This is a genomic window from Bradyrhizobium sp. 199 (assembly GCF_023073355.1).
GTDB lineage: Bacteria > Pseudomonadota > Alphaproteobacteria > Rhizobiales > Xanthobacteraceae > Bradyrhizobium.
Genome location: NZ_JADPJI010000008.1, coordinates 608,140 through 632,932, shown reverse-complemented (window position 1 = coordinate 632,932; position 24,793 = coordinate 608,140). Strand labels below are relative to the sequence as shown.

At 65.7% G+C, this 24,793-nt stretch carries 24 protein-coding genes; 14 read left to right on the top strand and 10 right to left on the bottom strand.

The window, feature by feature from the left end; all coding sequences use genetic code 11:
* Nucleotides 1–11: 11 nt before the first annotated feature.
* Both IVB28_RS25440 and IVB28_RS25435 read right to left on the bottom strand, forming a co-directional pair.
* Nucleotides 12–248, bottom strand: coding sequence for a hypothetical protein (locus IVB28_RS25440; RefSeq protein ID WP_247529821.1), 237 nt, complete (start codon nt 246–248; stop codon nt 12–14).
* 132 nt (nt 249–380) lie between these two features.
* A complete protein-coding gene (locus IVB28_RS25435; protein WP_247529820.1) occupies nt 381–1,826 on the bottom strand; it encodes a short-chain fatty acyl-CoA regulator family protein in 1,446 nt (481 codons plus the stop codon).
* 225 nt (nt 1,827–2,051) lie between these two features.
* On the opposite strand from IVB28_RS25435, the gene IVB28_RS25430 reads away from it, so the two are divergent.
* From IVB28_RS25430 to IVB28_RS25420, 3 genes are all read left to right on the top strand, one after another.
* Nucleotides 2,052–3,686, top strand: coding sequence for an isocitrate lyase (locus IVB28_RS25430; RefSeq protein ID WP_247529819.1), 1,635 nt, complete (start codon nt 2,052–2,054; stop codon nt 3,684–3,686).
* Nucleotides 3,687–3,716: 30 nt separating this feature from the next.
* Nucleotides 3,717–3,926: a hypothetical protein gene (locus IVB28_RS25425; RefSeq protein WP_018323282.1), complete on the top strand. Its 210-nt coding sequence runs from the start codon at nt 3,717–3,719 to the stop codon at nt 3,924–3,926.
* Nucleotides 3,927–4,109: 183 nt separating this feature from the next.
* Nucleotides 4,110–4,664: a hypothetical protein gene (locus IVB28_RS25420; protein ID WP_247529818.1), complete on the top strand. Its 555-nt coding sequence runs from the start codon at nt 4,110–4,112 to the stop codon at nt 4,662–4,664.
* Between the two features lie 221 nt (nt 4,665–4,885).
* Here the strand turns inward: IVB28_RS25420 and IVB28_RS25415 are convergent, their stop codons facing one another.
* Nucleotides 4,886–5,767: a metallophosphoesterase gene (locus IVB28_RS25415; protein WP_247529817.1), complete on the bottom strand. Its 882-nt coding sequence runs from the start codon at nt 5,765–5,767 to the stop codon at nt 4,886–4,888.
* An 89-nt stretch (nt 5,768–5,856) separates the two neighbouring features.
* Between IVB28_RS25415 and IVB28_RS25410 the strand changes: the two genes are divergently transcribed.
* The 4 genes from IVB28_RS25410 (at nt 5,857) to IVB28_RS25395 (ending at nt 9,152) form a co-directional block, all read left to right on the top strand.
* A complete protein-coding gene (locus IVB28_RS25410) occupies nt 5,857–6,348 on the top strand; it encodes an NUDIX domain-containing protein (RefSeq protein ID WP_247529816.1) in 492 nt (163 codons plus the stop codon).
* 148 nt (nt 6,349–6,496) lie between these two features.
* Nucleotides 6,497–7,648, top strand: a complete 1,152-nt coding sequence (locus tag IVB28_RS25405) for a hypothetical protein (RefSeq protein ID WP_247529815.1) — start codon at nt 6,497–6,499, stop codon at nt 7,646–7,648.
* On the top strand, nt 7,645–8,580 hold the full coding sequence (locus tag IVB28_RS25400; protein WP_247529814.1) for a glycosyltransferase family 2 protein: 936 nt from the start codon (nt 7,645–7,647) through the stop codon (nt 8,578–8,580). Before IVB28_RS25405 ends, IVB28_RS25400 begins: the two co-directional genes overlap by 4 nt.
* 56 nt (nt 8,581–8,636) lie before the next feature.
* Nucleotides 8,637–9,152, top strand: coding sequence for an N-acetyltransferase (locus tag IVB28_RS25395; protein ID WP_247529812.1), 516 nt, complete (start codon nt 8,637–8,639; stop codon nt 9,150–9,152).
* Nucleotides 9,153–9,352: 200 nt separating this feature from the next.
* Here IVB28_RS25395 and IVB28_RS25390 read toward each other — a convergent pair whose 3' ends face one another.
* From IVB28_RS25390 to IVB28_RS25365, 6 genes are all read right to left on the bottom strand, one after another.
* A complete protein-coding gene (locus IVB28_RS25390) occupies nt 9,353–11,722 on the bottom strand; it encodes a TonB-dependent receptor (RefSeq protein ID WP_247529810.1) in 2,370 nt (789 codons plus the stop codon).
* A gap of 141 nt (nt 11,723–11,863) precedes the next feature.
* Nucleotides 11,864–12,268 (bottom strand): DUF2946 domain-containing protein, encoded by a 405-nt coding sequence (locus IVB28_RS25385; RefSeq protein WP_247529809.1) that lies wholly within the window; start codon nt 12,266–12,268, stop codon nt 11,864–11,866.
* A 141-nt stretch (nt 12,269–12,409) separates the two neighbouring features.
* Nucleotides 12,410–14,473 carry a hypothetical protein gene (locus tag IVB28_RS25380; protein WP_247529808.1) on the bottom strand — a complete coding sequence of 688 codons (2,064 nt, stop codon included), beginning with the start codon at nt 14,471–14,473 and terminating at the stop codon, nt 12,410–12,412.
* 7 nt (nt 14,474–14,480) lie between these two features.
* A complete protein-coding gene (locus IVB28_RS25375) occupies nt 14,481–17,285 on the bottom strand; it encodes a DUF4159 domain-containing protein (protein ID WP_247529807.1) in 2,805 nt (934 codons plus the stop codon).
* A complete protein-coding gene (locus IVB28_RS25370) occupies nt 17,282–18,226 on the bottom strand; it encodes a DUF58 domain-containing protein (protein ID WP_247529806.1) in 945 nt (314 codons plus the stop codon). Before IVB28_RS25370 ends, IVB28_RS25375 begins: the two co-directional genes overlap by 4 nt.
* A complete protein-coding gene (locus IVB28_RS25365) occupies nt 18,226–19,224 on the bottom strand; it encodes a MoxR family ATPase (RefSeq protein WP_247529805.1) in 999 nt (332 codons plus the stop codon). Before IVB28_RS25365 ends, IVB28_RS25370 begins: the two co-directional genes overlap by 1 nt.
* A gap of 308 nt (nt 19,225–19,532) precedes the next feature.
* Here IVB28_RS25365 and IVB28_RS25360 point away from each other — a divergent pair, with 308 nt between their 5' ends.
* The 7 genes from IVB28_RS25360 (at nt 19,533) to IVB28_RS25330 (ending at nt 24,200) form a co-directional block, all read left to right on the top strand.
* The gene (locus IVB28_RS25360) at nt 19,533–20,144 is read left to right on the top strand and encodes a DUF1285 domain-containing protein (protein WP_247529804.1); all 612 of its coding nucleotides are present in this window, start codon (nt 19,533–19,535) and stop codon (nt 20,142–20,144) included.
* On the top strand, nt 20,141–20,812 hold the full coding sequence (locus tag IVB28_RS25355) for a CoA pyrophosphatase (RefSeq protein WP_247529803.1): 672 nt from the start codon (nt 20,141–20,143) through the stop codon (nt 20,810–20,812). The genes IVB28_RS25360 and IVB28_RS25355 overlap by 4 nt, the downstream gene beginning before the upstream one ends.
* On the top strand, nt 20,809–21,072 hold the full coding sequence (locus tag IVB28_RS25350; RefSeq protein WP_247529802.1) for a DUF6111 family protein: 264 nt from the start codon (nt 20,809–20,811) through the stop codon (nt 21,070–21,072). The genes IVB28_RS25355 and IVB28_RS25350 overlap by 4 nt, the downstream gene beginning before the upstream one ends.
* A gap of 10 nt (nt 21,073–21,082) precedes the next feature.
* Nucleotides 21,083–22,351 carry a CCA tRNA nucleotidyltransferase gene (locus IVB28_RS25345; protein WP_247529801.1) on the top strand — a complete coding sequence of 423 codons (1,269 nt, stop codon included), beginning with the start codon at nt 21,083–21,085 and terminating at the stop codon, nt 22,349–22,351.
* On the top strand, nt 22,348–23,118 hold the full coding sequence (locus tag IVB28_RS25340) for a sulfite exporter TauE/SafE family protein (RefSeq protein WP_247529800.1): 771 nt from the start codon (nt 22,348–22,350) through the stop codon (nt 23,116–23,118). Before IVB28_RS25345 ends, IVB28_RS25340 begins: the two co-directional genes overlap by 4 nt.
* A gap of 416 nt (nt 23,119–23,534) precedes the next feature.
* The gene (locus tag IVB28_RS25335) at nt 23,535–23,786 is read left to right on the top strand and encodes a hypothetical protein (RefSeq protein WP_247529799.1); all 252 of its coding nucleotides are present in this window, start codon (nt 23,535–23,537) and stop codon (nt 23,784–23,786) included.
* A gap of 66 nt (nt 23,787–23,852) precedes the next feature.
* Entirely contained in the window at nt 23,853–24,200 is a 348-nt protein-coding gene (locus IVB28_RS25330) for a hypothetical protein (RefSeq protein ID WP_247529798.1), read from the top strand.
* A gap of 98 nt (nt 24,201–24,298) precedes the next feature.
* Here the strand turns inward: IVB28_RS25330 and IVB28_RS25325 are convergent, their stop codons facing one another.
* The gene (locus tag IVB28_RS25325; protein WP_247529797.1) at nt 24,299–24,715 is read right to left on the bottom strand and encodes an SRPBCC family protein; all 417 of its coding nucleotides are present in this window, start codon (nt 24,713–24,715) and stop codon (nt 24,299–24,301) included.
* Between the last annotated feature and the right edge of the window lie 78 nt (nt 24,716–24,793).

Below are 24,793 nucleotides of genomic sequence, written 5' to 3'. Positions count from 1 at the left end.
CCTTGACCGGCTCAGTAGTCATAGCCCGGATGGCCGGGATAGTATTGGCGATTGCAGGCCCTGCGCCCGCGGTCATAGGCCGCGGCGTCGCCACGGGACAGCGCGCTGACATATTTCAGACAGCGCACGTAATTGTCATTGCCCAGCCAATCGAGACTCCCGGCGGCGGCGTGTGTGAGTTGGGCAGAGCCGCCGAGTGACGCGACGGCGACCAGAGCGGAGCAGATCAAAAGTGTGACGGTCTTCATGTCCGTATTCCCCTTGCGGCTGCCCGATGCAGCCGGCCTGGACGCAACCATGTATCAGGCAACAGGGAACAACTGTGCCGGCCATCACTCATGCTCTCTGCACCGCAAGCGTGCTGGCAAATGATTGCCGCCTCACAGCTCCCGCGCATTCGAGAACGCGAAGCTCGACACCCGCCGCGTCGTCTCGTCCAGGATCAGCGTGCGCGTGATCGGTGGCTCGGCGCGCTGGGCGCAGTTTTCGCGCTCGCAGAGGCGGCAATTGACGCCGATCGGCGTGCCCTCGGTTTTCTCGAGGTCCATGCCGGCGGCATAGGTCAGGCGCGCGGCGTGCCGGATCTCGCAGCCGAGTCCGATGGCGAAGCGCGGCTGCGGCAGCGGGTGCGGCGCGACCGGGCGGCGCACCATCTGCGCGATCGAGAAATAGCGCGTGCCGTCGGGCAGCTCGATTACCTGCTTGAGCAGGCGATCCGGCGTGTTGAAGGTCGAGTGCACGTTCCACAAGGGACAGGTGCCGCCGAATTTCGAGAACGGGAACGTGCCCGACGAAAACCGCTTCGAGACGTTGCCGGCATTGTCGACGCGCAAGAGGAAGAACGGGATGCCGCGCGCGTTCGGCCGCTGCAGGGTGGTGAGCCGGTGACAGACCTGCTCGAAGCCGGAATTGAAGCGCTGCGCCAGCAGATGGATGTCGTAATTGAGCGCTTCGGCAGCCGCCAGGAACGCTGGGTAGGGCATCATCACGGCAGCCGCAAAGTAGTTGCCGAGCGTGATGCGGAACAGGCGGCGCGGTGTGTCGTCGAGCGGTCCCGCACGGCCGATGATGGTTTCCAGGGCTTGCGCGCATTCACCCAAGCCAAGTTGGAAGGCGAGCTGGAAGGCGCGGCCGGGCGGATCGACCAGCTCGGAGATCAGCAGCTGGCGGCGATGGCGGTCGAACCGCCGGAGCGTCTCACGCATCACGTCGACAGGCATGATGCGGGTCTGGATCGAATGTTTTTCACGCAGCCGCGCCGCGAGCGCTGCATAGAGTCCCTCGGCCGGGACGTTCAACTCGTCGCGAAGATTTTCCGCGGCCTGATCGAGCTCCGGAAAAAAATTGCGGTTGGCCTCGATCAGCTCGCGCACGCGCTCGACCGGATTGGCCTCGAAGCGCGTGCCGACGTCGCGGTCGGCCATTTGGGCCGCCGCCAGCGTCTCGCCTTGGCGGGCCTCGGTATAGGCGGCGTAGAGCCGCTGCAGCGCATGGGTGACGCCGGGGCAGAGTTCGGCGAGATCGCGCAGCTCCTGCTTGGGAACGTCGATCTGGCGAAACAGCGGATCGGAGAAGATCTCGTTGAGCTCGGCGAAGAACCGGTCCTCGTCGGCAGTGGCAAGGTCGCGCAAATCGAGGTCGTAGGTCTCCGCCAGCCGCAGCAGGATCTGCGCCGTCACCGGCCGCTGGTTGCGCTCTATCAGGTTGACGTAGCTCGGCGAGATTCCGAGCCCCTCGGCGATCTGGGTCTGCGACAGGCCCAATTGCTGCCGAATCCTCCGGAACCGCGGGCCCACGAAGAGTTTCTTGCCGGAATTCGAGGGCATGCTCAGATCTCCGCGCGCTCAAAAGGACAGTTTAACTGACCTATAATTTACAAGATTTACAACATAACAATAAGACATGTCCTAGTATTACATGACATCACCAATCTCAAACAAGCCATCTATACGAAGTTTCTGTTTTCGCGTTTATCTCCTGACACGCATATCGCAATGCACTGTCAAGATTGTCGATGGCCCGTCCATCGTTTGGCGAAAAGGATTTGGCACATGAACTACCAGCCGCGCGGCATCAGCACCCTTCAGGGCCCGGGTTCGTATCAGGACGAGGTCAAGGCCGCCCAGGCGCTCCTTGAGACCCAGCCGACCTGGAACGGCGTGTCGGCTGAGGCCGTCGCACGCATGCGCCTGCAGAACCGCTTCAGGACCGGTCTCGACGTCGCCCGCTACACCGCGGCGCTGATGCGGGCCGACATGGCTGCCTATGACAACGACCCGACCAAGTACACCCAGTCGCTGGGCTGCTGGCATGGCTTCATCGCCCAGCAGAAGCTGATCTCGGTCAAGAAGCACTTCGGCGGCAGGACCGATCGCACCTATCTGTACCTTTCGGGCTGGATGATCGCCGCGCTGCGCTCCGAGTTCGGCCCGCTGCCCGACCAGTCGATGCACGAGAAGACCTCGGTGCCGGCGCTGATCGAGGAGCTCTACACCTTCCTGCGTCAGGCGGACTCGCGTGAGCTCAACGACATCTTCCGTCTGCTCGACAAGGCGCGCAAGGAAGGCGACAAGACCCGTGAGAAGGAGCTGATCGCGAAGATCGACAACTTCCAGACCCACGTGGTGCCTGTCATCGCCGACATCGACGCCGGCTTCGGCAACGCCGAGGCGACTTATCTGCTCGCCAAGAAGATGATCGAGGCGGGCGCCTGCGCGCTCCAGATCGAGAATCAGGTCTCGGACGAGAAGCAGTGCGGCCACCAGGACGGCAAGGTCACCGTGCCGCACGACGTCTTCCTCGCCAAGATCCGCGCCTGCCGCCACGCCTTCCTCGAGCTCGGGGTCGAAGACGGCGTCGTCGTGACCCGCACCGATTCGCTCGGCGCCGGCCTGACGCAGCAGATCGCGGTCAGCCACAAGCCCGGCGACCTCGGCGACCAGTACAACAGCTTCCTCGATTGCGACGAAGTGACGGCGGAGAACGCCCGTAACGGCGACGTCATCATCAGCCGCAACGGCAAGATGATGCGTCCGAAGCGGCTGCCCTCCAACCTCTACCAGTTCCGCCCGGGCACCGGCGAAGACCGCTGCGTGCTGGACTGCATCACCTCGCTGCAGAACGGCGCCGACCTGCTCTGGATCGAGACCGAGAAGCCGCATATCGAGCAGATCGCCAAGATGGTCGACCGGATCCGCAAGGTGGTCCCGAACGCCAAGCTTGCCTACAACAACTCGCCCTCCTTCAACTGGACGCTTAACTTCCGTTGGCAGGTCTACGACGCGATGAAGGAGGCGGGCAAGGACGTCAGCCAGTACAACCGTGCCGAACTGATGAAGCCGGAATACGACGATACGCCGCTGGCGCAGGAAGCCGACGAGCGCATCCGCACCTTCCAGGCCGATTCAGCCAAGCGTGCCGGCATCTTCCATCACCTGATCACGTTGCCGACCTATCACACGGCGGCGCTCTCGACCGACAATCTGGCGAAGGAATATTTCGGCGAGCAGGGCATGCTCGGCTACGTCAAGAACGTGCAGCGCGCCGAGATCCGTCAGGGCATCGCCTGCGCCAAGCATCAGAACATGGCCGGCTCCGACATCGGTGACGACCACAAGGAGTACTTCGCGGGCGAAGCTGCCCTGAAGGCGGGCGGAGCCCACAATACGATGAACCAGTTCGGCTAACGCAGCACGCACCGAAACAGGAGACTGACAATGACCAAAGGCAGCAATTTCTGGGTGATCGGCGGCGAGTTCGGTTCGATGAATTTCCACAAGCTCGTGGAAGGCTCGGCCCAGGTGCAGGGTCCGTTCAAGACCCGCAAGGAGGCCGAGGATGCCTGGCGCACGGTCTCGGAAGAGAACCGTCACAAGGCCGGCGTCCGCTTCTCGATCGTGGAAGAGCCGTCACGGGTCTCGGCCTGACGCCCTGAATTAAGAAGACGTCCAAGGACGGATGGTCCCATCCAGGCTCTGCCTGGGTGGGATCGTCTGTTTTTGGCACAGGTCAAACGGCTGTGGGCGCCGTAAGTATCTGGAATTGTAGGCCTTTGCGGAGGGTTTGGTTGCTGATAGGTTAATGGCGGATAGTCGAGGACAAGGCCGACAATGTCAGAGCCCGAAACCAGCGGGATCCATCCCGGCCAGCCGCGCCCGGTGCGGCTGCGCGATGCGCTGCTGCGCGCGCGGATCGAGGCCGCCGACCGGACCGGCGTCGTGGTCGATCTCAGGGACGCCGAGGTGGCGCGGCTCGAGATCCTCAACGACGCACTCGATCCGCTGTTCGCGCAGGTGCCTGATAAGGTCGACCTGTTCGACCGCGGCATCAGCCAGGGCGATACGCCGAGGCTGTGGATCGACGTCGTCGCCCACATCGTAATGGGGCGCGACAAGCGGATGTACCGCTTCGTCCAGGACACCCGCTTCGGCCGCATCGTGCTGGCCGAATCGCACGACACCGCCGTGATCGTCGAAGCCGTCACCGACTATGTCGCGCGCCGCATGGTCGAGCGCGAGCACGCGATGGTGGTCGCGCCTGAACCGAAGGCCGTGATCGCGCCGCCGCGGCGACGCTCGCGCGTGTGGCCGTTCGTGTTCGGCTTCGTCCTCGGTGCCGCCGCCTTGTTCGGGGTCGCCGTGCTTGCGGCCCTGCGGAGCTGGTGAGGCTTGCTCGGCTGTCATTCCGGGACGCGCGAAGCGCGAGTCCGGAATCCCTTCATCAGCACGTACTGCGGCGCGATGGATTCCGGGTTCATGCTTCGCATGCCCCGAATGACAGCGGGTCTAAAGCATGATCCGGAAAAGTGCGCAGCGGATTTCCGAAAAGATCATGCTTAAACAACAACCTGAAGCGCGATGGCGATTCATCCTAATCGCATCGCGCTTTAGATCAAGCTCACATGCTTGATCTGCCCGATCTGAAATCCGGCTCCCAGGCTCCGCACCGTCTGCTCACAGCGCCAGCCGGCATTGTGCTTCTCGATCGTGAACAGATTATACGCCGCCGCGGGGTAGCGCCCGTGCGCGAGCGCGGAGGCCGAGGGCACGCCGAGCGCGGGAATGTTGCCGTTCGGGCCATCGAACCACATCGTCGAATGGATGTGGTCGTGCCCGTGCAGGATCAACTCGACGCCGTGGCGCTTGAGCAGCGCCAGCAGCGCGGCCGAATCTGTCATCCGTTTCTGCCGCGCGTCGGACTTCAGGGGATGATGCACCAGCAGTACGCGGAAGACGTCTTCAGTCGCGAGCCGTTCGAGCACTGCTGCGAGCGAGGCGAGCTGATCGCGCCCGAGCGTGCCCGTCGCCATCAGCGGCGGGGTCGGCACCGCTGTCGACAGGCTGATCAGCGCGAGCGGCCCGCGCCGGCGCACCGAGGGAAAACCGATGCTGCCGTCATCGCCCGCAAGATAGGGGCCAAACGTCTCGCCGAAGCGATGCGAGGTGGCGCGGACGTAGGCGTCGTGATTGCCGGGAATCGTAGTGACCCGGTCGGGCGGGCCGACGCTGTCGAGCCAGGCGCGGGCAGGAGCGAACTCCGCTTCCAGCGCCAGGTTGACGAGATCGCCCGTCACTGCGATGTGGTCGGGCGCCTGTGCCTTCATGTCGGCGACCAGCGCGTCGAGCACTTCGCGGCGCTGGTACTTGTGGCGGTTGCGCGTCCAGTTGACATAGCCGAGCACGCGCTTGCCCGCGAGCTCGATCGGCCGCGGCTTCGGCAAGGGCGGCAGATGTGGGTCGGACAGATGGGCGAGCGTGAAAGGGGCCATGGCGCGATTGCCTCGCTATTGCTCCACTGTAATGGCAAGGTCGCAGGCAACGTGCAAGCGGGCCCGGACAGCGGCTTTGAGGAAGCCTGATGGAAGATCGTCTGAATAGCGTTCGCAGGAAATTCGAGCCGCTGCTGCGGCGATTCTTCCACGCCTACTTCCTCCTCGTCCGCGGCATGACACTCGGCGTCCGCGCCGTGGTGCTGGACGCCGAGAACCGCGTGTTTCTGGTCAGGCACAGCTACGTCAGCGGCTGGTACCTGCCCGGCGGCGGCGTCGACCATGGCGAGACCATGGAGCAGGCGATGCGGCGCGAGCTCAAGGAGGAGGGCAATATCGACCTCACCGGAGCTGCCTCGCTGCACGGCATCTTCCTTAACAGCCACGTCTCCCGGCGCGACCACGTCGCGGTCTATGTGGTCAGGCAGTTCAGGCAGGAGCGCCTGCCCGAGCCCAACCGCGAGATCGTCGAATGCGGGTTCTTCGCGACCACGCGGCTTCCGGAAGGCACCACGCGCGGTACGCGGCTGCGGATCGCGGAAGTACTCGACGGCCGGCCCCTGATTGCGACGTGGCGCTGAGGGCGGCCTGTGCTAAAGCATGATCCGGAAAAGTGCGCAGCGGTTTTCCGAAAGATCATGCTTAAACAACACCTAAAGTGCGATGGCGATTCATCCAAACCGCATCGCGCTTTAGTAAGCAGCCCGAAAGGGCCGCCACGGACACCGGATGAAGATCGCCAAATTCGCCTTCGGTCTGATTTGCCTCGCGATCCTCGCCAGCAACATCGCCACGATGTCGCGCTGGAACGAGGCGCGCGGCGTCTATGACGACATCTGCTATCTCCGGCAGGCGCATCTGTTCCAGCGCCTCGGCATCGGTGGGCTCAACACCAATGCCGCGCTCGATTACGATGATTATGCCAAAGGCAAGTGGAGGGAAATTTCGTACGCCGAGTGGAGCGACCCGGCTCGTTGGCCGTGCCACACTCCCATGCCGGGCGGCAAGCTCGTCATACAATATCCGCCGGGCACCGGCTTCCTGCTGGCGCTGTTTACGGAAGGCCATCAGGTGGTATCGCTTTACATTGCCGCCAGCCTGATCGTCTGCGGCCTCGCGCTAGCAGGCATCTTCATGGCGCGCACGCTGCCATCGACCGTGGGCGCGGGCCTGTTCGGCGCGCTGGCGATCTATCTCATGATCAATCCGGCGAAGGCGAGCTATTCGATCGCGCCGAGCATGGCGCTGTGCGCTGTCGCGGGATTTCTGACCGCGCTGTGGCTGACGAGGCGCAAACGCAGCGTGCTGCTGATCGCGCTGATTGGCCTGCTGCTCGGTGCGTCCGTCAGTTGCAGGTTGCCGAACGCGCTGCTGATGGCTGGTTATTGCTTGTTCCTGGCGATCGCGTTCCTGCGGTCACGGACGCTCGCGGACTTCCTACAGGGCCTCGCCTTCGGTGTTGGTGCGCTCGTCGGCGTGACGCCGACATTGATGGCGCAGGCCGTCAACGCCGGCAGTCCGCTGGCCACCACCTATGGCAGCGCCGACGTGGTCGCGCCGGCCTTCGATCCCGCCGTGCTCGGCCAGTATCTGCACGACATGCAGTTCGTGCTGATTGTGCTGGCGATCGGCTCTACGGTCCGGCTGTTGCGGGTGGGCGAGGGGAGCGCGCGGCAGGTGGCGCTTGTCGTCACCGGCAATCTCGTCGTCAACCTCGTGTTCTTCCTGAGCCACCCGATCTTCACGCCCTATTACATCGTGCCGATCGCGATGCTCTCGCTGTGGAGCGTCTCGTTCGCCTGGCTGATGCAGCCGGAGCAGGCCCGGCAGGCCGCGCCGCTCACGCGTGAGCCGGCAAGCCTCGGAGTGCCGTCGCGATGACCTCAACGCAACCTCGCATCGCGGTGCTGGTGCCCTGTTACAATGAGGAAGCGGCGATCGCGACCGTCGTTACCGATTTCCGCAAGGCGCTCCCGTCGGCCGAGATCTATGTCTACGACAACAATTCGCGTGACCGTACCGCGGCGGTCGCGCGCGAGGCGGGCGCGACCGTGCGCAGCGAGCGGCGGCAGGGCAAGGGCCACGTCGTGCGTCGCATGTTCGCCGACGTGGAAGCCGACGTCTACGTGCTGGTCGACGGCGATGCCACCTACGATGCGCCGAGCGCGCCGCGCATGATCGACAGGCTGCTCGATGATCATCTGGACATGGTGGTCGGCCTTCGCGTCGATCAGGTCCAGGCCGCCTACCGGCTCGGCCACCGCACCGGCAATCGTATGCTGACCGGTTTCCTGGCATCGACCTTCGGTCACACGTTCAAGGACATCCTGTCCGGCTACCGGGTGTTCTCACGCCGCTTCGTCAAATCCTTCCCGGTCCTCTCCGACGGCTTCGAGATCGAGACCGAGCTCGCGGTCTATGCGCTGGAATTGTCACTGCCGGTTGCCGAGATCGAGACCCCCTATTACGCGCGTCCCGAAGGCTCATTCTCGAAGCTCAACACCTGGCGCGACGGGTTTCGCATCCTTGGCACCATGCTGAAGCTCTATCGTTCGGAGCGGCCGTTGCGCTTCTTCACGGTGATCGGAATCCTGCTGGCGCTGGCCTCGGTGATCCTCGCGATCCCGATCGTGATCACCTTCATCGAGACCGGCCTCGTGCCGCGCCTGCCCACCGCGGTGCTGTCGATGGGACTGATGATCATGGCCCTGCTCGCGCTGTCGTCGGGACTCGTGCTCGACACCGTGACTCGAGGGCGGCGGGAAATGAAGATGCTCGCCTATCTGTCCCAACCGACCTTGAAAAGGAGCTGAACGCCTTCGCTGCCCGATGGACCGCGCTGCGTTCAGGTGCTATCCCGCGAATTGACATGACCGATCTCTCACTGACCATCCTTCCCGAGGCCGCAGGCGACGCCCAGTCGATCGAGCGGCTGCATGAACGCACCTTCGGTCCCGGCCGCTTCGTGCTCAGCGCCTACCGGATTCGCGAGCACGTCGACCATCTGCTCGAATTGTCTTTCACCGCCCGTGTCGGCACGCTGCTGGTCGGCTCGGTCAGGCAATTGCCGGTGCTGGTCGGCGAGACGCCGGCCCTGCTGCTCGGGCCGCTCACGGTCGAGCCGCCGTTTCGCGGCCGCGGTGTCGGCCGTCTGTTGATGGAACGCGCGCTCAAGGACGCGAAGGCGAAAGGCCACCATCTGGTGCTGCTGGTCGGCGACGAGCCCTATTACAGCCGTGTCGGCTTCAAGCCGGTCCCCAAGGGCCGCGTCACCATGCCGGGCCCGGTCGATGCCGCCCGCATCCTGGTGTTCGAGCTCGTCGACGGCGCCTTCGAGGGCGTGTCGGGCCCGGTGGGCCCCGACTGGAGCAAGGCGAGAAATTAGCTACGACTCTGCATGAAGAGTACGAGAGCGCCGCCTCATACGCCGTCATTGCGAGCGGCTTGTCCGCCATAGCTCGAAGAGCGACGGCGGAAGCGAAGCAATCCAGAATCTTGCCGCAGTGACCGTCTGGATTGCTTCGTCGCAAACGCTCCTCGCAATGACATGGTAGGTCCGGGCCGCAGGCCCCGACCGACTCACCCTCAGAACTTGAAGTTCGCAAACGCCCGCACGCCGATGCCGGGCATCAACACTTCGTCCTTGGTGTAGGACACCGAGTTGCGGATGTTCTCGTTGAGGAGATTGTTGCCGACGATGCCGGCCATCATCTCGCGCGCGCCGAACCAGTTGCGGTCGAGCTTGGTCTTGTAGCTGACCTCGGCCTTCAAGAGATTGTAGCCCGCCGTCGGCGTCTCCGCGATCACGGCGACGTTGTTTTGCGCGAATGCGTGCAGCAGGTTGACGCGCATCAGCCAGTTGTCGTCGCGCCAGAACACGCCGCCGCCCATCCGCATGGGCGGAATCCGCGGCACGTTGGTGCCGTCGCTGAAGGTGGCGCGGACGAAGTCGAACTGGTTCTCGATGCCCCAGACGCCGCCCTGGAAGGCTCCGACGTCGAGCTGCGACTGGAATTCGCCGCCGCGGAAGTTGGCGTTGCGCTGCGAGTAGACCGCCTGGTTCAGCTCGGCGCCCGGCGTGCCGCAGGACGCAAAGTCGTCGTCGCAGGACACGCCGGTGAGGCGACGGTAGATGAAATTGTCGAAATGCGTGTAGTAGACCGTCGCCTCGAATCGGAACGGCCCCGTCGCCCGGCGCACGCCAAGCTCGACCGACTTCGCGGTCTCGATGGTCAGGTTCGGATTGCCGATGTCGAACGTCGCAGTCGCGTCATGTCCGCCACGCGAGAACAACTCGGCCGCCTTCGGCGCGCGCTCGACATATTGCGCGGTGATGCTGCCGACCATGCCGCCCGGCAGATCCTGCAGCAGGCCGATGCTGCCGCTCTTCGGCGTGAACGACGGATTGCGCGAGGTCGCCGCCTGCGGCGTGCCGTCGGGCAGGTAATCGGCCGGGAAGTCCGGCGTCGTGCCGTGCAGCTCGACATGCTCGATGCGGCCGGCGATCTGCGCCCGCGTTGCGTCCGTGAACTTGAACTCGTTGAAGGCGTAACCGGCAACCCGCGTGCTGTTGTTGGGGTCCCACAGCCCGTTGAACAACGTGCCGGGATTGTCCGGGCTCGGCGCGCTCAATTCCTGATGGCCGACCTGGAAGCCGAGCGCCGTCGTCACTTCGGCGAAGCGCGCGTTGAACGGCATCAGCTGCACCTCGGTGCGGATCTCCTGCTCCTTGTTGGTGAAGGTCTGGCGGATGCCGTCACTGTTGAGATCGGCGGGATCGGCAAGGCCGATCTCGTTGTGCCGGTAATCGGTCGCGCCGGCCCAGAAGCGGACCGTGTCGATCGCAGCAGCGTCGGGATGGTACTCGCCCTTGACGTTGATCTTCGTCTGGTGGCCGTCGATCCGCGTGCGGTGGTCGGCGCCGTCGATGCCGGGGATGTGGTAAAGCGAGTCGTTCTGCGTGATCGACGCGCCGATATAGCCGCCCTGGAAGAAGTAGGAGCCGCCGATCGAGGCACCGTCCGAACGCGTCGCCGAGTTCGGCTGGCGGCCGTTCACGGGGCGCGATTGATCGTTCAGATACGGATAGCTCGGAATGCTGTAGTCCGAGGTCGTGCGGCCATAGGCATCGGCATGGAAGGCAAAATTGCCGCCGCCGGTGTCGAGCAGCACGCCGCTTTCGACGCCGCGATCGACCGAGCTGAAGGCGGTGCGGGTCTCGGCGGTGACGCAGGGCGAGGTCGCGGCGCTCGCGAGCGGGGCTTTGGTCGGCATGCCGTAGGCCTGGAACGACGGCGCGCAACTCGGCATCGCATCCGGAATCCGGTTGTTGGTGGCGCTGACGACGCCGCCGATCGAAGTCGAGCCATAGCGAAGCGCTGCCGGCCCGCGCACCACTTCGATCTGGTTGGTGGCAAGTGGATCGATCGGGACGAAATGATCCTCGCCGAGGTCGGAGGCGCCGCCGGAATTGGTGCCGTTCTCGACGATGCCGACGCGGTTGACGTCGAGCCCGCGGATGATCGGCCGGCTGGAGGCACCCGGCGCGAAGCTCGAGCCGGTGATGCCGGGCTTGGAGAACAGGAGATCGCCGAGCTGACCGCCGCCCTCGCGGCGGATCTCATCGTTCGGCACCACGGTGACCGTCGCGAACTGGTTGGTGACGACGGGCAGCACGCCCTGCTGCGGCGCGGCAGGTACGGGGGCTGCCGGCGTTGCTTCCGCCGTTCGCTCGCGGCTGCGCACCCGCGCGGTCCGCGTGCCACGGCCCGGGTTGCGGGATGGCACCACCGCTCTGCGCACGATGGGGCTCGGCGCCGTCACGGTGACGGCGGGGATCTCGGTCGACGATTTATCTTGCGCAGGCGTTTGGGCGAAAGCGGGCGTGGCGGCGGCGCCGAGCAGAAGCAGGCTTGCTCCGCCAAGACGCTGCGCGCGTCGCAATTGAAATGACATGATCCTGATTCCAGCCAGGCCGTCCGCATGGTGTATGCTGATGGAGGCGGCCTGCCGTCGCGGCGCGACGGAATTCGACTTCAACTTCTCCCGGGCATACGCCGACGCGCGGCAAGCCTGGGCGTGATCAAGAGTTGGAAGTCAGGAGGCAGGAGGGGCGCGCGGCTGGAACGCCGTGCCGGGCGATTTCAGATGGATGAATTCGGCATCGGTGGTGCGATAGAGCAGGTCGATCGCCTGTGGCAGCAACAACACAGCCGGCGCCGCGAACATGATGGTGCCGGCCATCGCGACCAATGCGCAGATGGCGCAATTGTCCTCGCCCGGGTGCTCCCGGTCGGGAGCCAATGGCGATTGCCTCTCGACAGCCGCGCGGTCGCTCGCAGCGAGACCTGGGTTGCTGTCAGTCTGCTGCAGCGAGGATTGAGCAAGGGGGGCGGCCTGGGCGAACCAGTGGCTGTGGCCGAACGTCAGCGCGAACTGCACCAGCATCGCGAGCAACGCGAGCCGGGCGCCGTGCCTGATATTCGACCGGAACCACTTCATCTGAAAACGCCACCCCACACCGGGACGCCAATCCAAGGACGCCGCGATGTTATAATATAACATCGCCAGATCGGGGAGGGGATGTCAACGGCGGGCGGATCGGCGCATGCAGACCGCCGACTTGATGTGTCATTCCGGCAACTAGCGCCCTTCGCGGACCCAGGTCGCGGCGAAGGCGCCGAGCAGCAGCAAAAGGCCGATCACGCCGGCGAAGATCGGCAGCACGCCGACGCCTTTCACCACGCTGGCATCGCGCATCCGCACGCCCATCCAGCCGTCGCCATGGAACATGCCCACCGAGCGCACCGGCAGGATGCGCGGCAGCTCGACACTTGAGCCGCTGGCCACGCGGACGGCGTCGCCGCCGGTCGCCTGGGTCAGTGGCTTCAGCGTATCGACGGTGGAGGTGACCTCCGAAAACTCCTTCGGATTGGTCGGGCCGACATTGATCAGCGCCTTCAGCGTGCCGTCGGTGGCCTGCCACAGGCCGAGTTCGCTGGCGGGAAGGCTGGCGCGCCATTCGCCGGGGTCGGCAGGCGCGAGCGTCAAATCGTTCGACACGCCCGACGGCGAGGTCACGCTCACCGGCTGGACACTGTCGGCCATGGTCTGACGCACGACGACGAGGTCCTTGCCCTGCACCTGCAGACGCAGCGCCTCCTCGTCGAGGTCCGGCTGCTTCATCAGCCAGTGTGACATCCGCCTGAGCAGATCGAGATGCGGGCCGCCGCCCTCATAGCCGCGCGCCCACAGCCAGATGTGATCGGACAGCAAGAGCGCGACGCGGCCTTCGCCGAAACGCGACAGGAACAGAAGCGGCTTGCCGTCGGCCCCCGTCATCACCGGCGGGTTGACGGAATTGCGGGTGTCGACCGTCCTGAAGAAGCGGCTCCAGCGCGGCGGCTCGCTCGCGGAGCCCTCCAGGGCGCGCGTGACGGGGTGGCGTTTGCCGACGTCCGACAGATGCGCATAGAACGGTTTTTCCGTCACGCCGACCGGTTCGGCCGGCAGCACCGTATCCAGCGGCGTGCGCCAGATGCTGGTGTTGGAGGCGTAGTCGGGTCCGGCCGAGACCAGCACCGCGCCGCCGGAGCGGACATAGCGCGCGATGTTGTCGAAATAGGCGATCGGCAGTACGCCCTGGCGGGCATAGCGGTCGAAGATGATCAGCTGGAATTCGTTGATCTTCTGCTGGAACAATTCGCGGGTCGGAAACGCGATCAGCGACAATTCGTTGATCGGCGTGCCGTCCTGCTTCTCCGGCGGACGCAGAATGGTGAAATGCACGAGATCGACGCTGGCGTCGGACTTGAGCAGATTGCGCCAGGTCCGCTCGCCGGAATGCGGCTCGCCCGAGACCAGCAGCACGCGCAACTTGTCGCGCACGCCGTCGATGGCGACGACGGCACGGTTGTTCACCGGCGTCAATTCGCGCTCGAGCGGCGAGGCCTCGATCTCGACGATGTTCGGCCCGGCATGCTTGATGTCGACGTCGACGCTCGCGGCTTGGCCGCTCGACAACGTGCGCTCGTTGATGACCTCGCCGTCCCTGCGGATCGTCACCTTGGCGCGCTCGCCGGTGACGCCCTGGTCGTCGAGGCGGTAGTTGATGGTCTGGGTCTGCCCGACGATGCCGAAGCGCGGTGCCGCCGTGATCGCGATGCGGCGGTCGCGCTCGTCCTTCTGGCCGGTGACCAGCGCGTGCACCGGCGCCTGGAAGCCCAGCGCGGCGGCGTTCGCCGGAATGTCGTGGACGCGGCCGTCCGTGATCAGGAACGCGCCGGCGACGCGGTCCACCGGCACGTCCGACAAGGTCGAGGCGAGGGCGCCGAACAGTTTGGTGCCGTCGGTCTCGCCATCGGCCTGTCCGGCGTCGACAACGCGGACTTCGAGGCCCTTGATCTTCTTCAGGCTGTCGACCAGCGCCTCCTGCGCCGTTGCTGCCTCGCGATTGCGGTTGCCGAAATTCTGGCTCGGGCTCTTGTCGACGACGACGGCCGCAACCGAGGTGAGGGGGTCGCGGTCCTCGCGGGTGAAGGAGGGATTGGAGAGCGCCAGCAGGAACAGCGCCAGCGCGGCGACGCGCACGGCGGCGCCGCGTGCGCGCGCGAGCAGCAGCACCAGCGCGACGACGACGATCGCGGCGAGCGCGAGCCACAGCACGATCGCAGGTACAAGCGGCGTGAACGCGATGCCGTAATTCATATCGATCCTATTGCCCCAGCCGTTCGATCAGGGCCGGTGCGTGCACCTGGTCGGCCTTGTAGTTGCCGGTCAGGGTGTACATCACGATGTTGGCGCCGGCGCGGTAGGCGAATTCGCGCTGGCGGGTGTCGCCGCCGGTCACCGGCAGCATGGCCTGGCCGTCGGGCCGCACGGCCCAGGCACCGGCAAGATCGTTCGACGTGATGATGATCGGCGAGACGCCGTCGCCGCCACGCGCCGGCCGCTGCGCGCTGTCCTCGTCCTCGTCGCGCGGCAGGGTCTCGACCCAGGTCTGGCCGGTGACGAAGCGGCCGGGGAAGTCGCGCAGCAGATAGAAGGTCTTGGTCAGCACGTGCTCGCGCGGGACCGGCTCGAGCTCCGGCACGTCGAGCGACGACAGGATCTCGCGCAGCGTCTGCATGCCCGGGGTCTGTGCCGCGCCGTTCGCGCCGGGCGGTGCTTCGATCGCATCGCGCGTGTCGAACAGCACGGTGCCGCCCTGCTTCATGTAGGCGTCGATCTTGTTGATGGCGTCCCGCGGCGGTTTGGGCGCGCCCGGCACGATCGGCCAGTAGATCAGCGGGAAGAAGGCGAGCTCGTCGCGCGCCGGATCGATGCCGACGGGATCGCCGGCCTCCAGCGCGGTGCGCTGGGCCAGGAACAGCGTCAGCCCGTTCAAGCCCGCTTTGACGATGGAGTCCACGTCGGCATTGCCGGTGACGACATAGGCGAGGCGGGTCTGCGACGTCGCCTTCATCGCGAAATCGTCCGCGGCGCTGTCGGCGCGTGACGGCGCCGGCGAGAGCGCCGCGAACAGCAGGCCAAGGACGATCATCGCGGGCGCCGCGCGGCGGCGCAGCAGCGCGGCGATCCCGCCGCCGAGCACCGCGACGATGATGGCATCGATCAGGAACAGCGCGAGCGCCGTCGACAGCAACCAGCCACGCAAGTCCCGCGGCTCGGCATTGGTATAGGTGGCGTGGCGGGCGCGCAGGCTCGCGGTGTTGAGGGCCTCGATGCGGTCGGCGCTAGCAAGCGTGTTCACGGCGAGCGGTCCTTCGGCCGGGCCATAGAAGCCCGGCGGATGATCTGATGTGGCGCGGTCGCGGTAATCCGCCGGCAGTGGCTTTGCGGTCGCCGGCGGCGGACCGAAGGCGCCAAAACCGTCGAGCATGTGCAGCGGCGCCACCGTTTCGGTGGTCGCTTCGCTGGCAACGCCTGCGCCGGGTTTGGACGTGTAGCCGGACATGTCGACCACCCGCCGCAGCATTTCGACGAAGGTGCCCGACATCGGCAGATCCGACCAGCGCATGTCGGCGCTGACGTGGAACAGGCCGACCAGTCCCTTGCCGCGATGCTCGCCCGTCACCAGCGGGGTGCCGTCTTCCAGCGAGGCCCAGCTCTTGGTGGCGAGCACCGCGTCGGGCTCCGCCAGCACCTGGCGGCTCACGGTGACGTCCCTGGGGACCGCGACGCCGGCAAACGGACCGTCGGCGGCGAAGGAGGCCAGATGCTGCGGCTTCTCCCAGGTCAGGCTGCCGCCGAGCGTGCGGCCGCCCTTGCGCAGCTTGACCGGCACGAGATCGTCTTCCGCCTGCGCCAGCCGGGGACCGGCGAACCGCACCAGCACGCCGCCCTGGTCGATCCAGGCATTGACGCGCTCGCGCAACTCGGGGGCGATGGTGCCGACATCGGCGAGGATGATCATCGGCAGCTTCTGGTCCAAAAATTGGGTGATGCCCTGCTGCGGCGAACCCTTGTCGGCGAGCCTGACGTCGGCGAACGGCGCCAGCGCGCGGGTGAGGTAGAAGGTCGGCGCCAGCAGCGGCTGCGCGGTCTCGCTGGTCGCGCCCGAGACGATGCCGATGGCGCGGCGGCGCCAGCGCTTGTCGAGCAGCTGCACCGCGCCGGCGGAGCGCTCGCCCGATATTTCGAGCCGCGTGATGTCGTTGCGCAGCTCGACCGGCAGATCGAACGAAGCGTCGGTCTCCTTGTCCTGCGGGCCGAACGCGTAACGGGCTTCTCCGATCGGCGAGGCCTTCTGGTCCAGCGCGCGCACGATACCGACAGCGATGCCGCTGTCGGTGCGCAGCACCTTCACCGTCATCCTGGCGGCCGCGTTCTCGGCCGCGACCAGCGCCAATGGTGAGGAGGTGCCGCCATCGAATAGGGTCAGGCTGCGATCGCCGATGGTCTTGCCGAGGCCCTGCACGAAGTCCTCGCCGCGGCCGGTGTCGACGCCGTCGGACAGCCAGGCGATCTCGCAATCGCCGGTGGCTTTCAGGAAACGGTCGATGGCAGCCAGCGTCTCGACGCGGTCGATCGAATAGGGCTTTGGCGCGAGCTGTCGCAGCGCGACACGCGCGGCACCCGCCGGCATCAGGGTGATGTCGCGGTTCGGCTCGGACAGCTGCACCAGTGCGATGGCGCGGCGGTCGGTGTCGGCGTTGGCGATCAGCTCGTCGGCGGCCCTGATCCTGATGTCCCAGTGCGAGGCCGCGCTCCAGCCGTCGTCGAACATGATCATCAGCGGTGCCTTGCTGCCGGCAAGGCCCGTCTGCGGATTCCAGATCGGACCGGCGGCGGCGAAGATCACCAGCGCCGCGGCCAGCAGACGCAGCGCGGTCAACCACCACGGCGTCCGCGAGGGCGTCTCTTCCCTGGGCGCAATGTCGAACAACAGACGCGTCGGCGGAAACTCGATGCGGCGCGGCCGCGGCGGCATCACGCGCAGCAGCCACCACAGCACCGGAAGGCTGACGAGCCCGATCAGCAGCAGCGGTTGGGTGAAAGCGAGCGGCAGTCCCATCATGCGGCCGGCCCCGCCTTGATGATCGTGGTGCGGGCGCCCGACTTGCTCACCTGCATGCCGGCATGCAGGAACAGCAGCAGCTCGGCGGCGGAACGGTCGGTGGCGTGCGTCGTGAACAGCCAGTCGAGCTTGTTGGTCTCGGCGCGGATCTGGTCGCGGTGCAGCGCGAGCCGCGCGGTGTAATCCTGCGCCCAGCTCTCGGCGCGGCCGGCGGTGATCACCCCGAAACCTTCGGGCTCGACGAACTCGACGCGGCCGGAATAGGGGAACGATTCTTCGGCGGGATCGACGATCTGCACCAGCGTGCCATGCGCGCCCGAGCCGGAGAGCCCTGCGAGCGTGGCCCTGATCTCCGCGATCGGGGACCAGAAATCCGACAGCACGATCGTCTCGGCGAGCGCCGCAGGCACAAAGGACGGCGGCAGGCTGAGACGATCGGCATCGTCATGCAGCATCGCCTGCGCCATCTTGTCGATGACGCTGCGGCTCGCGGTCGGCGCCATCAGCCCGGGAATGCCGACGCGTTCGCCGCCGGAGACCAGCAGTTCGGCCAGTGCGAAGGCGACGATCAGGGTGCGTTCGAGCTTGGACTCGCGCGCGCTCTTCGAGGCGAACGCCATCGAGGGCGAGCGGTCGGGCCAGATCCACACCGTGTGCGAAGCTTCCCATTCGAGCTCGCGGACATAGAGATGGTCGTCACGCGCCGAGCGGCGCCAGTCGACGTTCTGCGCCGGCTCGCCGGAGACAAAACGGCGGTATTGCCAGAAATTTTCGCCGGAGCCGGCGCGGCGCCTTCCATGCAGGCCATGGATGACGTTGGCGGCAATACGGCGGGCTTCGAGCACCAGGCGCGGCAAGGAAGCTGCGAGCGTGCGGCTTTCGCCATCGGCACGTCGGATCGCGACGATCTCCTTGCCTGCGCGCCCGTTCTCCGCTGCCATCAACCGATCCGTGTCTTCAACTGCCGGATCACGTCCGCAATCGTGCGGCCTTCGGCGCGCGCCTGGAACGTCAGCGCCATGCGGTGCTTCAGCACGGGCTCCGCGAGGTCGAGGACGTCGTCGACCGAGGGCGCGAGGCGTCCGTCGATCAGCGCCCGCGCGCGCACGGCCAGCATCAGCGACTGGCTGGCGCGCGGGCCGGGGCCCCAGGCGATGAATTTGCCGGCTTCGCCGGCGTCCGCACCAGGGCGCGCCGAGCGCACCAGCGACAGGATCGCCTCCACGACGGAATCGCCGACGGGCAGGCGCCGGATCAGCCGCTGCGCGGTAATCAGCGCATCGGGCGTCATCGCGACCTTGGCCAGCGTCTCTTCGGCGCCGGTGGTTTCGAACAGGATGCGGCGTTCGGCGTCGCGATCGGGATAGTCGACGTCGATCTCCATCAGGAAGCGGTCGAGCTGCGCTTCCGGCAGCGGATAGGTGCCTTCCTGCTCCAGCGGATTCTGCGTCGCGAGCACGTGGAAGGGCTTCGGCAGATCATGACGTGCGCCGGCGACGGTGATGTGCTGCTCCTGCATCGCCTGCAGCAGCGCCGACTGCGTCCGCGGGCTGGCGCGGTTGATCTCGTCGGCCATCAGCAGCTGAGCGAACACCGGACCTGAAATGAAGCGGAAGGCGCGCTTGCCCGCGGTGCTCTCATCGAGCACTTCGGCGCCGAGAATGTCCGACGGCATCAGGTCGGGTGTGAACTGGATGCGCTTGGCGTCGAGACCGAGCGTGACGCCGAGCGTCTCGACCAGCTTGGTCTTGGCGAGGCCAGGCACGCCGATCAGCAGCGCATGGCCGCCGGAGAGGATCGTGACCAGCGTGTTCTCGATCACGCGATCCTGGCCGAAGATGACAGATGCGATCGCCTCTTTCGCTGCGCGAATCTGGCCCGACACCTGCTCGGCCGAACGGACGATCCCGTCCTCGAGTTTCTCGACACTCTCCGCCATCCGTTCGCTCCTTCAACCCGCCATGCGGCTTGCGTCGTGATGTTATCGCATCCCGCCAGTCATCGACCGCCGCGTGATCACGCAATTCATCACCGTCACGTCATCACGCTAGATCATGGGCCCTATGCTAGACTTGCAGGAAGGCCATGTATTCGTTGAATTAACCTATCCCCACCTTATCGGCTTCGGGTTATGTACGGCATCACGAAGTGGCGACCGCCCGCACCGGAAAATCCGGGGTGGAACCGGGCGCCGATGTACAACGTAGACCTGCACCAATCGTGCCAAGGACAAAGTCAGGGCAAACCATGGCGAACCAAGGGCAAGGCGCCGACCGCGGTCTCGAGGGGCTGACTGCCGCCGCCAAAAGCGCCACCAATGACGAAGGCGCCAAAAAGGGCCTGCCGCCGGTGCATCTGTGGAATCCGCCGTTTTGCGGCGATCTCGACATCCGAATCGCCGCCGATGGTACTTGGTTCTACATGGGCACTCCAATCGGGCGTCCCGCTCTGGTCCGGCTGTTTTCGACCGTCCTGAAGCGCGAGGGCGACAAGCATTTCCTGGTCACACCAGTCGAGAAGGTCGGCATTCGGGTCGATGATGCGCCTTTCATGGCGGTCGAGATGCTGAAGGAAGGCGAGGACGACCATCGCGTGCTGCGCTTCCGCACCAATGTCGACGACTGGGTCACGTGCGATACCGCGCACCGGCTGCGGTTCGAGCAGGCCAGCGACGGCGGTCTGACGCCGTACTTGCATGTCCGCGCCGATCTCTGGGCCAAGGTCACGCGGGCGCTCTATTACGATCTGGTTGACATGGGTGAGGAGCGGATGGTCGATGGCCAGCCGATGTTCGGCGTCGAATCATCAGGCGAATTCTTCGCCATGGCGGATGCGGAGCAGGTGAGGGCGGCGCTTTGAACAAGCCTATCCCCAAGTACGATCGGGCCGTGATCGGCGCGGCGGATTTCTTCGCGCGGTCCCGGGCCAAGCTCGACTTCGACGTCCCGGCCGGCCTCTACGATCCCAACATCATCCCCGCCTCGGGCGATCCCGGCACCGACAAGATGCTCGAGATCATCGCGCGCGAGCAGCCGGTCCGCCCCGCAGCAGTCCTGATCGCGGTGGTCGATCATCCCGAGCCGACCATTTTGCTGACGCAGCGCTCGGCGCATCTGAACGATCATGCCGGCCAGATCGCCTTTCCCGGCGGCAAGATCGACCCGACCGACTCCTCGCCGCTGGACGCGGCGCTGCGCGAGGCCGAGGAGGAAGTCGGGCTGTCCAGAGACTTCGTCGAGCCGCTCGGCTATCTCGATCTCTACGGCACGGGGTTCGGCTTCCGCATCCTGCCGACGGTCGCGAGGGTCCGGCCGGGCTTCACGCTCACCATCAACCATTCCGAGGTTGATGACGCGTTCGAGGTGCCGCTATCCTTCCTGATGAACCCGGTGAACCATCAGGTGCACAGCAAGGAATTCCGCGGCATGTCGCGCTCGTACTACGCGATGCCGTTCGCGGAACGCTACATCTGGGGTGCGACGGCCGGCATGCTGCGTGTGCTGTATGAGCGGATCTACTCATCATGATCCGGCCGGTCCTGACCGAGATCGGAATCTTCCTCATTCCCTTTGCCGTCTATGCGCTGTTCCTGGCCGCGACGCGGTCCGGCCTGTTCGCACGAACGTCCTGGCCGGTCACCGTCGTCGCGCGCCTTGTCTTGGCGGCGCTGGTGCTGGTGATCGCCGGGCTGATCGGCTTCGCGCATTTCTCCGGCGCCGCCCCGGATTCGACTTACGTTCCCGCCCATATCGAGAACGGCCGGCTGGTGCCGGGCGTGGAAAAATAGAGGCCGCACGATGAGCGCGGAGCCGATATTTGCGCCGATTCTTGCCGATGCGCCCTGGCTGATCTCTGGCGGCACCGCGCGCGTCCTGCAATTGCTCAACGCTGACGGCGAGGAGGCCCGGGTGGTCGGCGGCGCCGTGCGCAACGCGCTGCTCGGGCTCAAGCCCGGCGACATCGACATCGCCACCACGGCGCGGCCGGAAGAGGTGATGCGGCGCGCCAGGGCTGCCGGCATCAAGAGCGTGCCGACCGGCATCGATCACGGCACCGTCACGCTGGTGATCGACAGCCACCCCTACGAAGTCACGACCCTGCGCGAGGACACCGAAACCTTCGGCCGCAAGGCCAAGGTTGCGTTCGGCCGCGACTGGGTCAAGGACGCCGAGCGGCGCGACTTCACCATGAACGGCCTGTCGGTCGATGCGGCAGGCGTCGTCTACGACCATGTCGGCGGCATCGCGGATGCGAAAGCGCGCCGCGTGCGCTTCATCGGTGATCCCGGCCAGCGCATCGCCGAGGATTACTTGCGCATCCTGCGCTTCTTCCGCATCCACGCCGCCTTCGGCACGGGCGAGCCCGACCGCGACGGCTATCTCGCCTGCATCCGGGGACGTGCGGGCCTCGCCAGCCTCTCGGCCGAGCGGGTGCGGATGGAGATGCTCAAGCTGCTGGTGGCGTCGGGGGCATCCGCGGCCGCGCTGGCCATGGCGGAGGGCGGATTGCTGCAAGCGCTGACCGGCGGCGTCGTCTATACCGGGCCGCTAGCGACGATGATTGCGATCGAGCGCGAACTCGGCCTCACCGCGAGCACCACGCGGCGCCTCGCTGCGCTCACCGTCGCTGTGACCGAAGATGCCAAGCGCGTCGCCGCGCGCTTGCGGCTGTCCAATGCCGAGACCAAGGCGCTGGATTCGATGGGCCACCGCTGGTGGCGCCTGGTCGCCAAGGACGAGGCCAATGCGCGGCGGCTGCTCTACCGGCTCGGCGCCGAGCGCTATCACGATCGTGTGTTGCTGGGATGGGCGCGGGCCGGCGGCGATGTCGTGTCAATGCACTGGCGCGCGCTCGCCGAACTGCCGCAGCGCTGGACTGCGCCGAAATTTCCGTTGAAGGCCGCGGATTTCATCGCGCGTGGCCTCGCCGAAGGACCTGCGCTCGGACATGTGTTGACGCTCGCCGAGGACGCTTGGCTTGCGGCGGATTTTCCCCTAGATGAAGCCGCGATCGCTTCCATCGCCGATCGAGCTGCGGCCCGCATCAGCCGCGACGGGAGAACGTGACCATCGTCTCAGCCCTCGCCGACATCTCGTTTTTTCAGCTCCTGCTGGTCGCGTTGATGGCGTTGTTTGCTTCGATCATCGGTGGTCTTGCCGGTTATGGCACCGGCGCCTTGATGCCGCTGGTGCTGGTGCCGCTGGTCGGCGCGGAGCCCGTGGTGCCGATCATCGCGATCTCTGCGATGCTCACCAATTCGAGCCGTGCACTCGCCTACATCCGTTATGCCGATCGTCGCCGCGCGCTGATCGTGCTCGCCTGCGCTGGCTTGACGACTGCGCTCGGCGCTTACGGCTATACGCGTCTGACCAATGCCGGTGCCGCGCTCGTGATCGGCGCCATGCTGATCCTGAGCGTTCCGTTGCGCCGTGTGCTCCGTCGCCGAAAGGTCAAGATCGGCGACACCGGCCTTGCCGCGGGCTCGGTCGGCTACGGCGTGCTGGTCGGCGGCACCTCCGGCTCCGGCGTGATCCTGCTCTCGCTCCTGATGGCCGCCGGGTTAGAGGGCGCCGCGGTGATCGCGACCGATGCGATGATCTCGCTCGGCACCGGCCTCATCAAGATCTCGGTGTTCGGTCTCGCAGGCGCCGTGACCGCGCAGGTGCTCGCCTTTGCGCTGCTGATCGGAGCCGCCGCCATTCCCGGCGCGTTTCTGGCAAAAGCCTTTGTCGAGCGGATGCCGGTGCACATCCATACCGCGATCCTGGATGTCGCAGTCATTACGGGCGGGCTGGTGATGATCTCGGCTGCAGTGAGGCAATTGGTGGCGTAGCTGACCCGGCTCAGCGACGACAATGCTAGCACCTGAATTCGCAGGGAGTGCTTCGCTCGCCCTTCGCTTACACGGTGGTCAATGTGCCCGCCCGACGGTCGCCGTTTTGTCAGGCTCGCGGTGACTCGCGGTATGCACGTCGCTGTCACCGACCCAGCGTGCGAGCATTGTGGCCAGTGCAAACATGAACGCGATGATCGCTATGCGCTGCATCCCATGTAAATGCCGGATGGCCCTACAAGGTTGCGCTCCCCGCCGTGTCAGAGGTTGGTGGAACCGGTAGGCCGTTCGTTTTTGGAAGTGCAACCAAGACGGGGGCTTTGTTCCAAACGGAGCCTTTCGCCGCGCAAGGTGTTGCAGAGAGGAACCAGGAACACCGGAGCAGGTTGCTTCGCCATCGACAGTGGAGGACGCGCATGGACATGAAGGAAGCCTCGGCAATGACGGAAGCGTCCGGGCTGACGAACGAGCAGAGTGCCGCCAAGCAGACGTCCGGCCGACCCTCGGCCTCGGCGCTGGGGAGAGCGCGCTACCGGCCGCTATCCTCGCCTTCCCCGGACTTCGCGACGAAATGGGCCGATCAGTTGCGCGAGACAACTGTGAAGGCGCCTTTGCGCTCGCTTCTTGTCGCATTTCTTCTTGGCGCATGGTTCGTGCGCCGGCACTAGGTTGCGAGCCTTCAAGGCGAGACGTTCGTCGGCTTTCGAAAACTGCCGAGCGCAAAGGGAGGAAGGATGAAGCTTTTTGCGATCACGGCGACCATCCTGCTAGGCGGCATCTCGTTTGCAATTGCGCAAAGTTCAGGAGGCGGTTCGGGTGGTTCGTCATCGGCTGGCGGTGCGACCGGGGCAAGCGGCACCGGTGGTTCGACGCTTTCGAATGGTACCACGCTCAACGGAACAGGCGGTTCGCCAGGCCCCAACGCGTCCAATGCCAAAAGCCACCGCACCACGGGCGAAAAACTCGGCGCAGCGGCTCCTGATCAGGACGGCGGTGGGTCTCGACCGACGTACAACACGCCAGCTGCGGACGCCGCCGTCCGGCAGCTTGGGAACACTAACCCTGGCATCCTGAAGAAGTAGAGCGGCGTCCTGTACCGCTCAGACGCGGACATCTGCTGCCCGGCGGCTCGGCGAAAGCCGACGGCAGCCGCCATGGAGACGTCAGGCCTCACATGCCCTCACGACGTCTTCTGGTTCGCCTCGACGTATCGCGCGAAGTTGTCGAGGATCGCCTGCCAGCCGCCTTGCTGCTGCTCGACGGAGTGCGTCGGTTCGCTATCGAAGACAACGCGGACGACGACCCCTTTCGGGCCGGGCACGAACTCGATCTCCGCTTTTCGATCGCCGAATGCGTATTCAATCCGCTCGTGCTCGACGATCTTGGTGTAGGTGCCGGCGAAGTCAAAGCCCATGCTGCCGTCCTTGGCCTCCATCCGGGACGAGAAGGCTCCGCCTTCACGTAGCTCGACCGTAGCCTTGGTCGTATGCCAGTCGTCGGACGCAGCATTCCACTTCACGATGTCGGCCGGCGTCGTATAAGCACGCCAGACCTGATCGATAGGGGCCGCTACGCTGGTTTCGACGGTGATCCTCATGGGCATTGCTCCAGTTCGATTTTGCTCGAGGTGACGACATCATCTGACGTTTGCAGGGTCCATCCACGGCACTTGCGA

What these genes read in the sequence shown, in the direction of transcription:
- IVB28_RS25440 (WP_247529821.1), bottom strand. Translation starts at nt 248, where the DNA reads ATGAAGACCGTCACACTTTTGATCTGCTCCGCTCTGGTCGCCGTCGCG.
- IVB28_RS25435 (WP_247529820.1), bottom strand. Translation starts at nt 1,826, where the DNA reads ATGCCCTCGAATTCCGGCAAGAAACTCTTCGTGGGCCCGCGGTTCCGG.
- IVB28_RS25430 (WP_247529819.1), top strand. Translation starts at nt 2,052, where the DNA reads ATGAACTACCAGCCGCGCGGCATCAGCACCCTTCAGGGCCCGGGTTCG.
- IVB28_RS25425 (WP_018323282.1), top strand. Translation starts at nt 3,717, where the DNA reads ATGACCAAAGGCAGCAATTTCTGGGTGATCGGCGGCGAGTTCGGTTCG.
- IVB28_RS25420 (WP_247529818.1), top strand. Translation starts at nt 4,110, where the DNA reads ATGTCAGAGCCCGAAACCAGCGGGATCCATCCCGGCCAGCCGCGCCCG.
- IVB28_RS25415 (WP_247529817.1), bottom strand. Translation starts at nt 5,767, where the DNA reads ATGGCCCCTTTCACGCTCGCCCATCTGTCCGACCCACATCTGCCGCCC.
- IVB28_RS25410 (WP_247529816.1), top strand. Translation starts at nt 5,857, where the DNA reads ATGGAAGATCGTCTGAATAGCGTTCGCAGGAAATTCGAGCCGCTGCTG.
- IVB28_RS25405 (WP_247529815.1), top strand. Translation starts at nt 6,497, where the DNA reads ATGAAGATCGCCAAATTCGCCTTCGGTCTGATTTGCCTCGCGATCCTC.
- IVB28_RS25400 (WP_247529814.1), top strand. Translation starts at nt 7,645, where the DNA reads ATGACCTCAACGCAACCTCGCATCGCGGTGCTGGTGCCCTGTTACAAT.
- IVB28_RS25395 (WP_247529812.1), top strand. Translation starts at nt 8,637, where the DNA reads ATGACCGATCTCTCACTGACCATCCTTCCCGAGGCCGCAGGCGACGCC.
- IVB28_RS25390 (WP_247529810.1), bottom strand. Translation starts at nt 11,722, where the DNA reads ATGTCATTTCAATTGCGACGCGCGCAGCGTCTTGGCGGAGCAAGCCTG.
- IVB28_RS25385 (WP_247529809.1), bottom strand. Translation starts at nt 12,268, where the DNA reads ATGAAGTGGTTCCGGTCGAATATCAGGCACGGCGCCCGGCTCGCGTTG.
- IVB28_RS25380 (WP_247529808.1), bottom strand. Translation starts at nt 14,473, where the DNA reads ATGAATTACGGCATCGCGTTCACGCCGCTTGTACCTGCGATCGTGCTG.
- IVB28_RS25375 (WP_247529807.1), bottom strand. Translation starts at nt 17,285, where the DNA reads ATGATGGGACTGCCGCTCGCTTTCACCCAACCGCTGCTGCTGATCGGG.
- IVB28_RS25370 (WP_247529806.1), bottom strand. Translation starts at nt 18,226, where the DNA reads ATGGCAGCGGAGAACGGGCGCGCAGGCAAGGAGATCGTCGCGATCCGA.
- IVB28_RS25365 (WP_247529805.1), bottom strand. Translation starts at nt 19,224, where the DNA reads ATGGCGGAGAGTGTCGAGAAACTCGAGGACGGGATCGTCCGTTCGGCC.
- IVB28_RS25360 (WP_247529804.1), top strand. Translation starts at nt 19,533, where the DNA reads ATGGCGAACCAAGGGCAAGGCGCCGACCGCGGTCTCGAGGGGCTGACT.
- IVB28_RS25350 (WP_247529802.1), top strand. Translation starts at nt 20,809, where the DNA reads ATGATCCGGCCGGTCCTGACCGAGATCGGAATCTTCCTCATTCCCTTT.
- IVB28_RS25345 (WP_247529801.1), top strand. Translation starts at nt 21,083, where the DNA reads ATGAGCGCGGAGCCGATATTTGCGCCGATTCTTGCCGATGCGCCCTGG.
- IVB28_RS25335 (WP_247529799.1), top strand. Translation starts at nt 23,535, where the DNA reads ATGGACATGAAGGAAGCCTCGGCAATGACGGAAGCGTCCGGGCTGACG.
- IVB28_RS25330 (WP_247529798.1), top strand. Translation starts at nt 23,853, where the DNA reads ATGAAGCTTTTTGCGATCACGGCGACCATCCTGCTAGGCGGCATCTCG.
- IVB28_RS25325 (WP_247529797.1), bottom strand. Translation starts at nt 24,715, where the DNA reads ATGAGGATCACCGTCGAAACCAGCGTAGCGGCCCCTATCGATCAGGTC.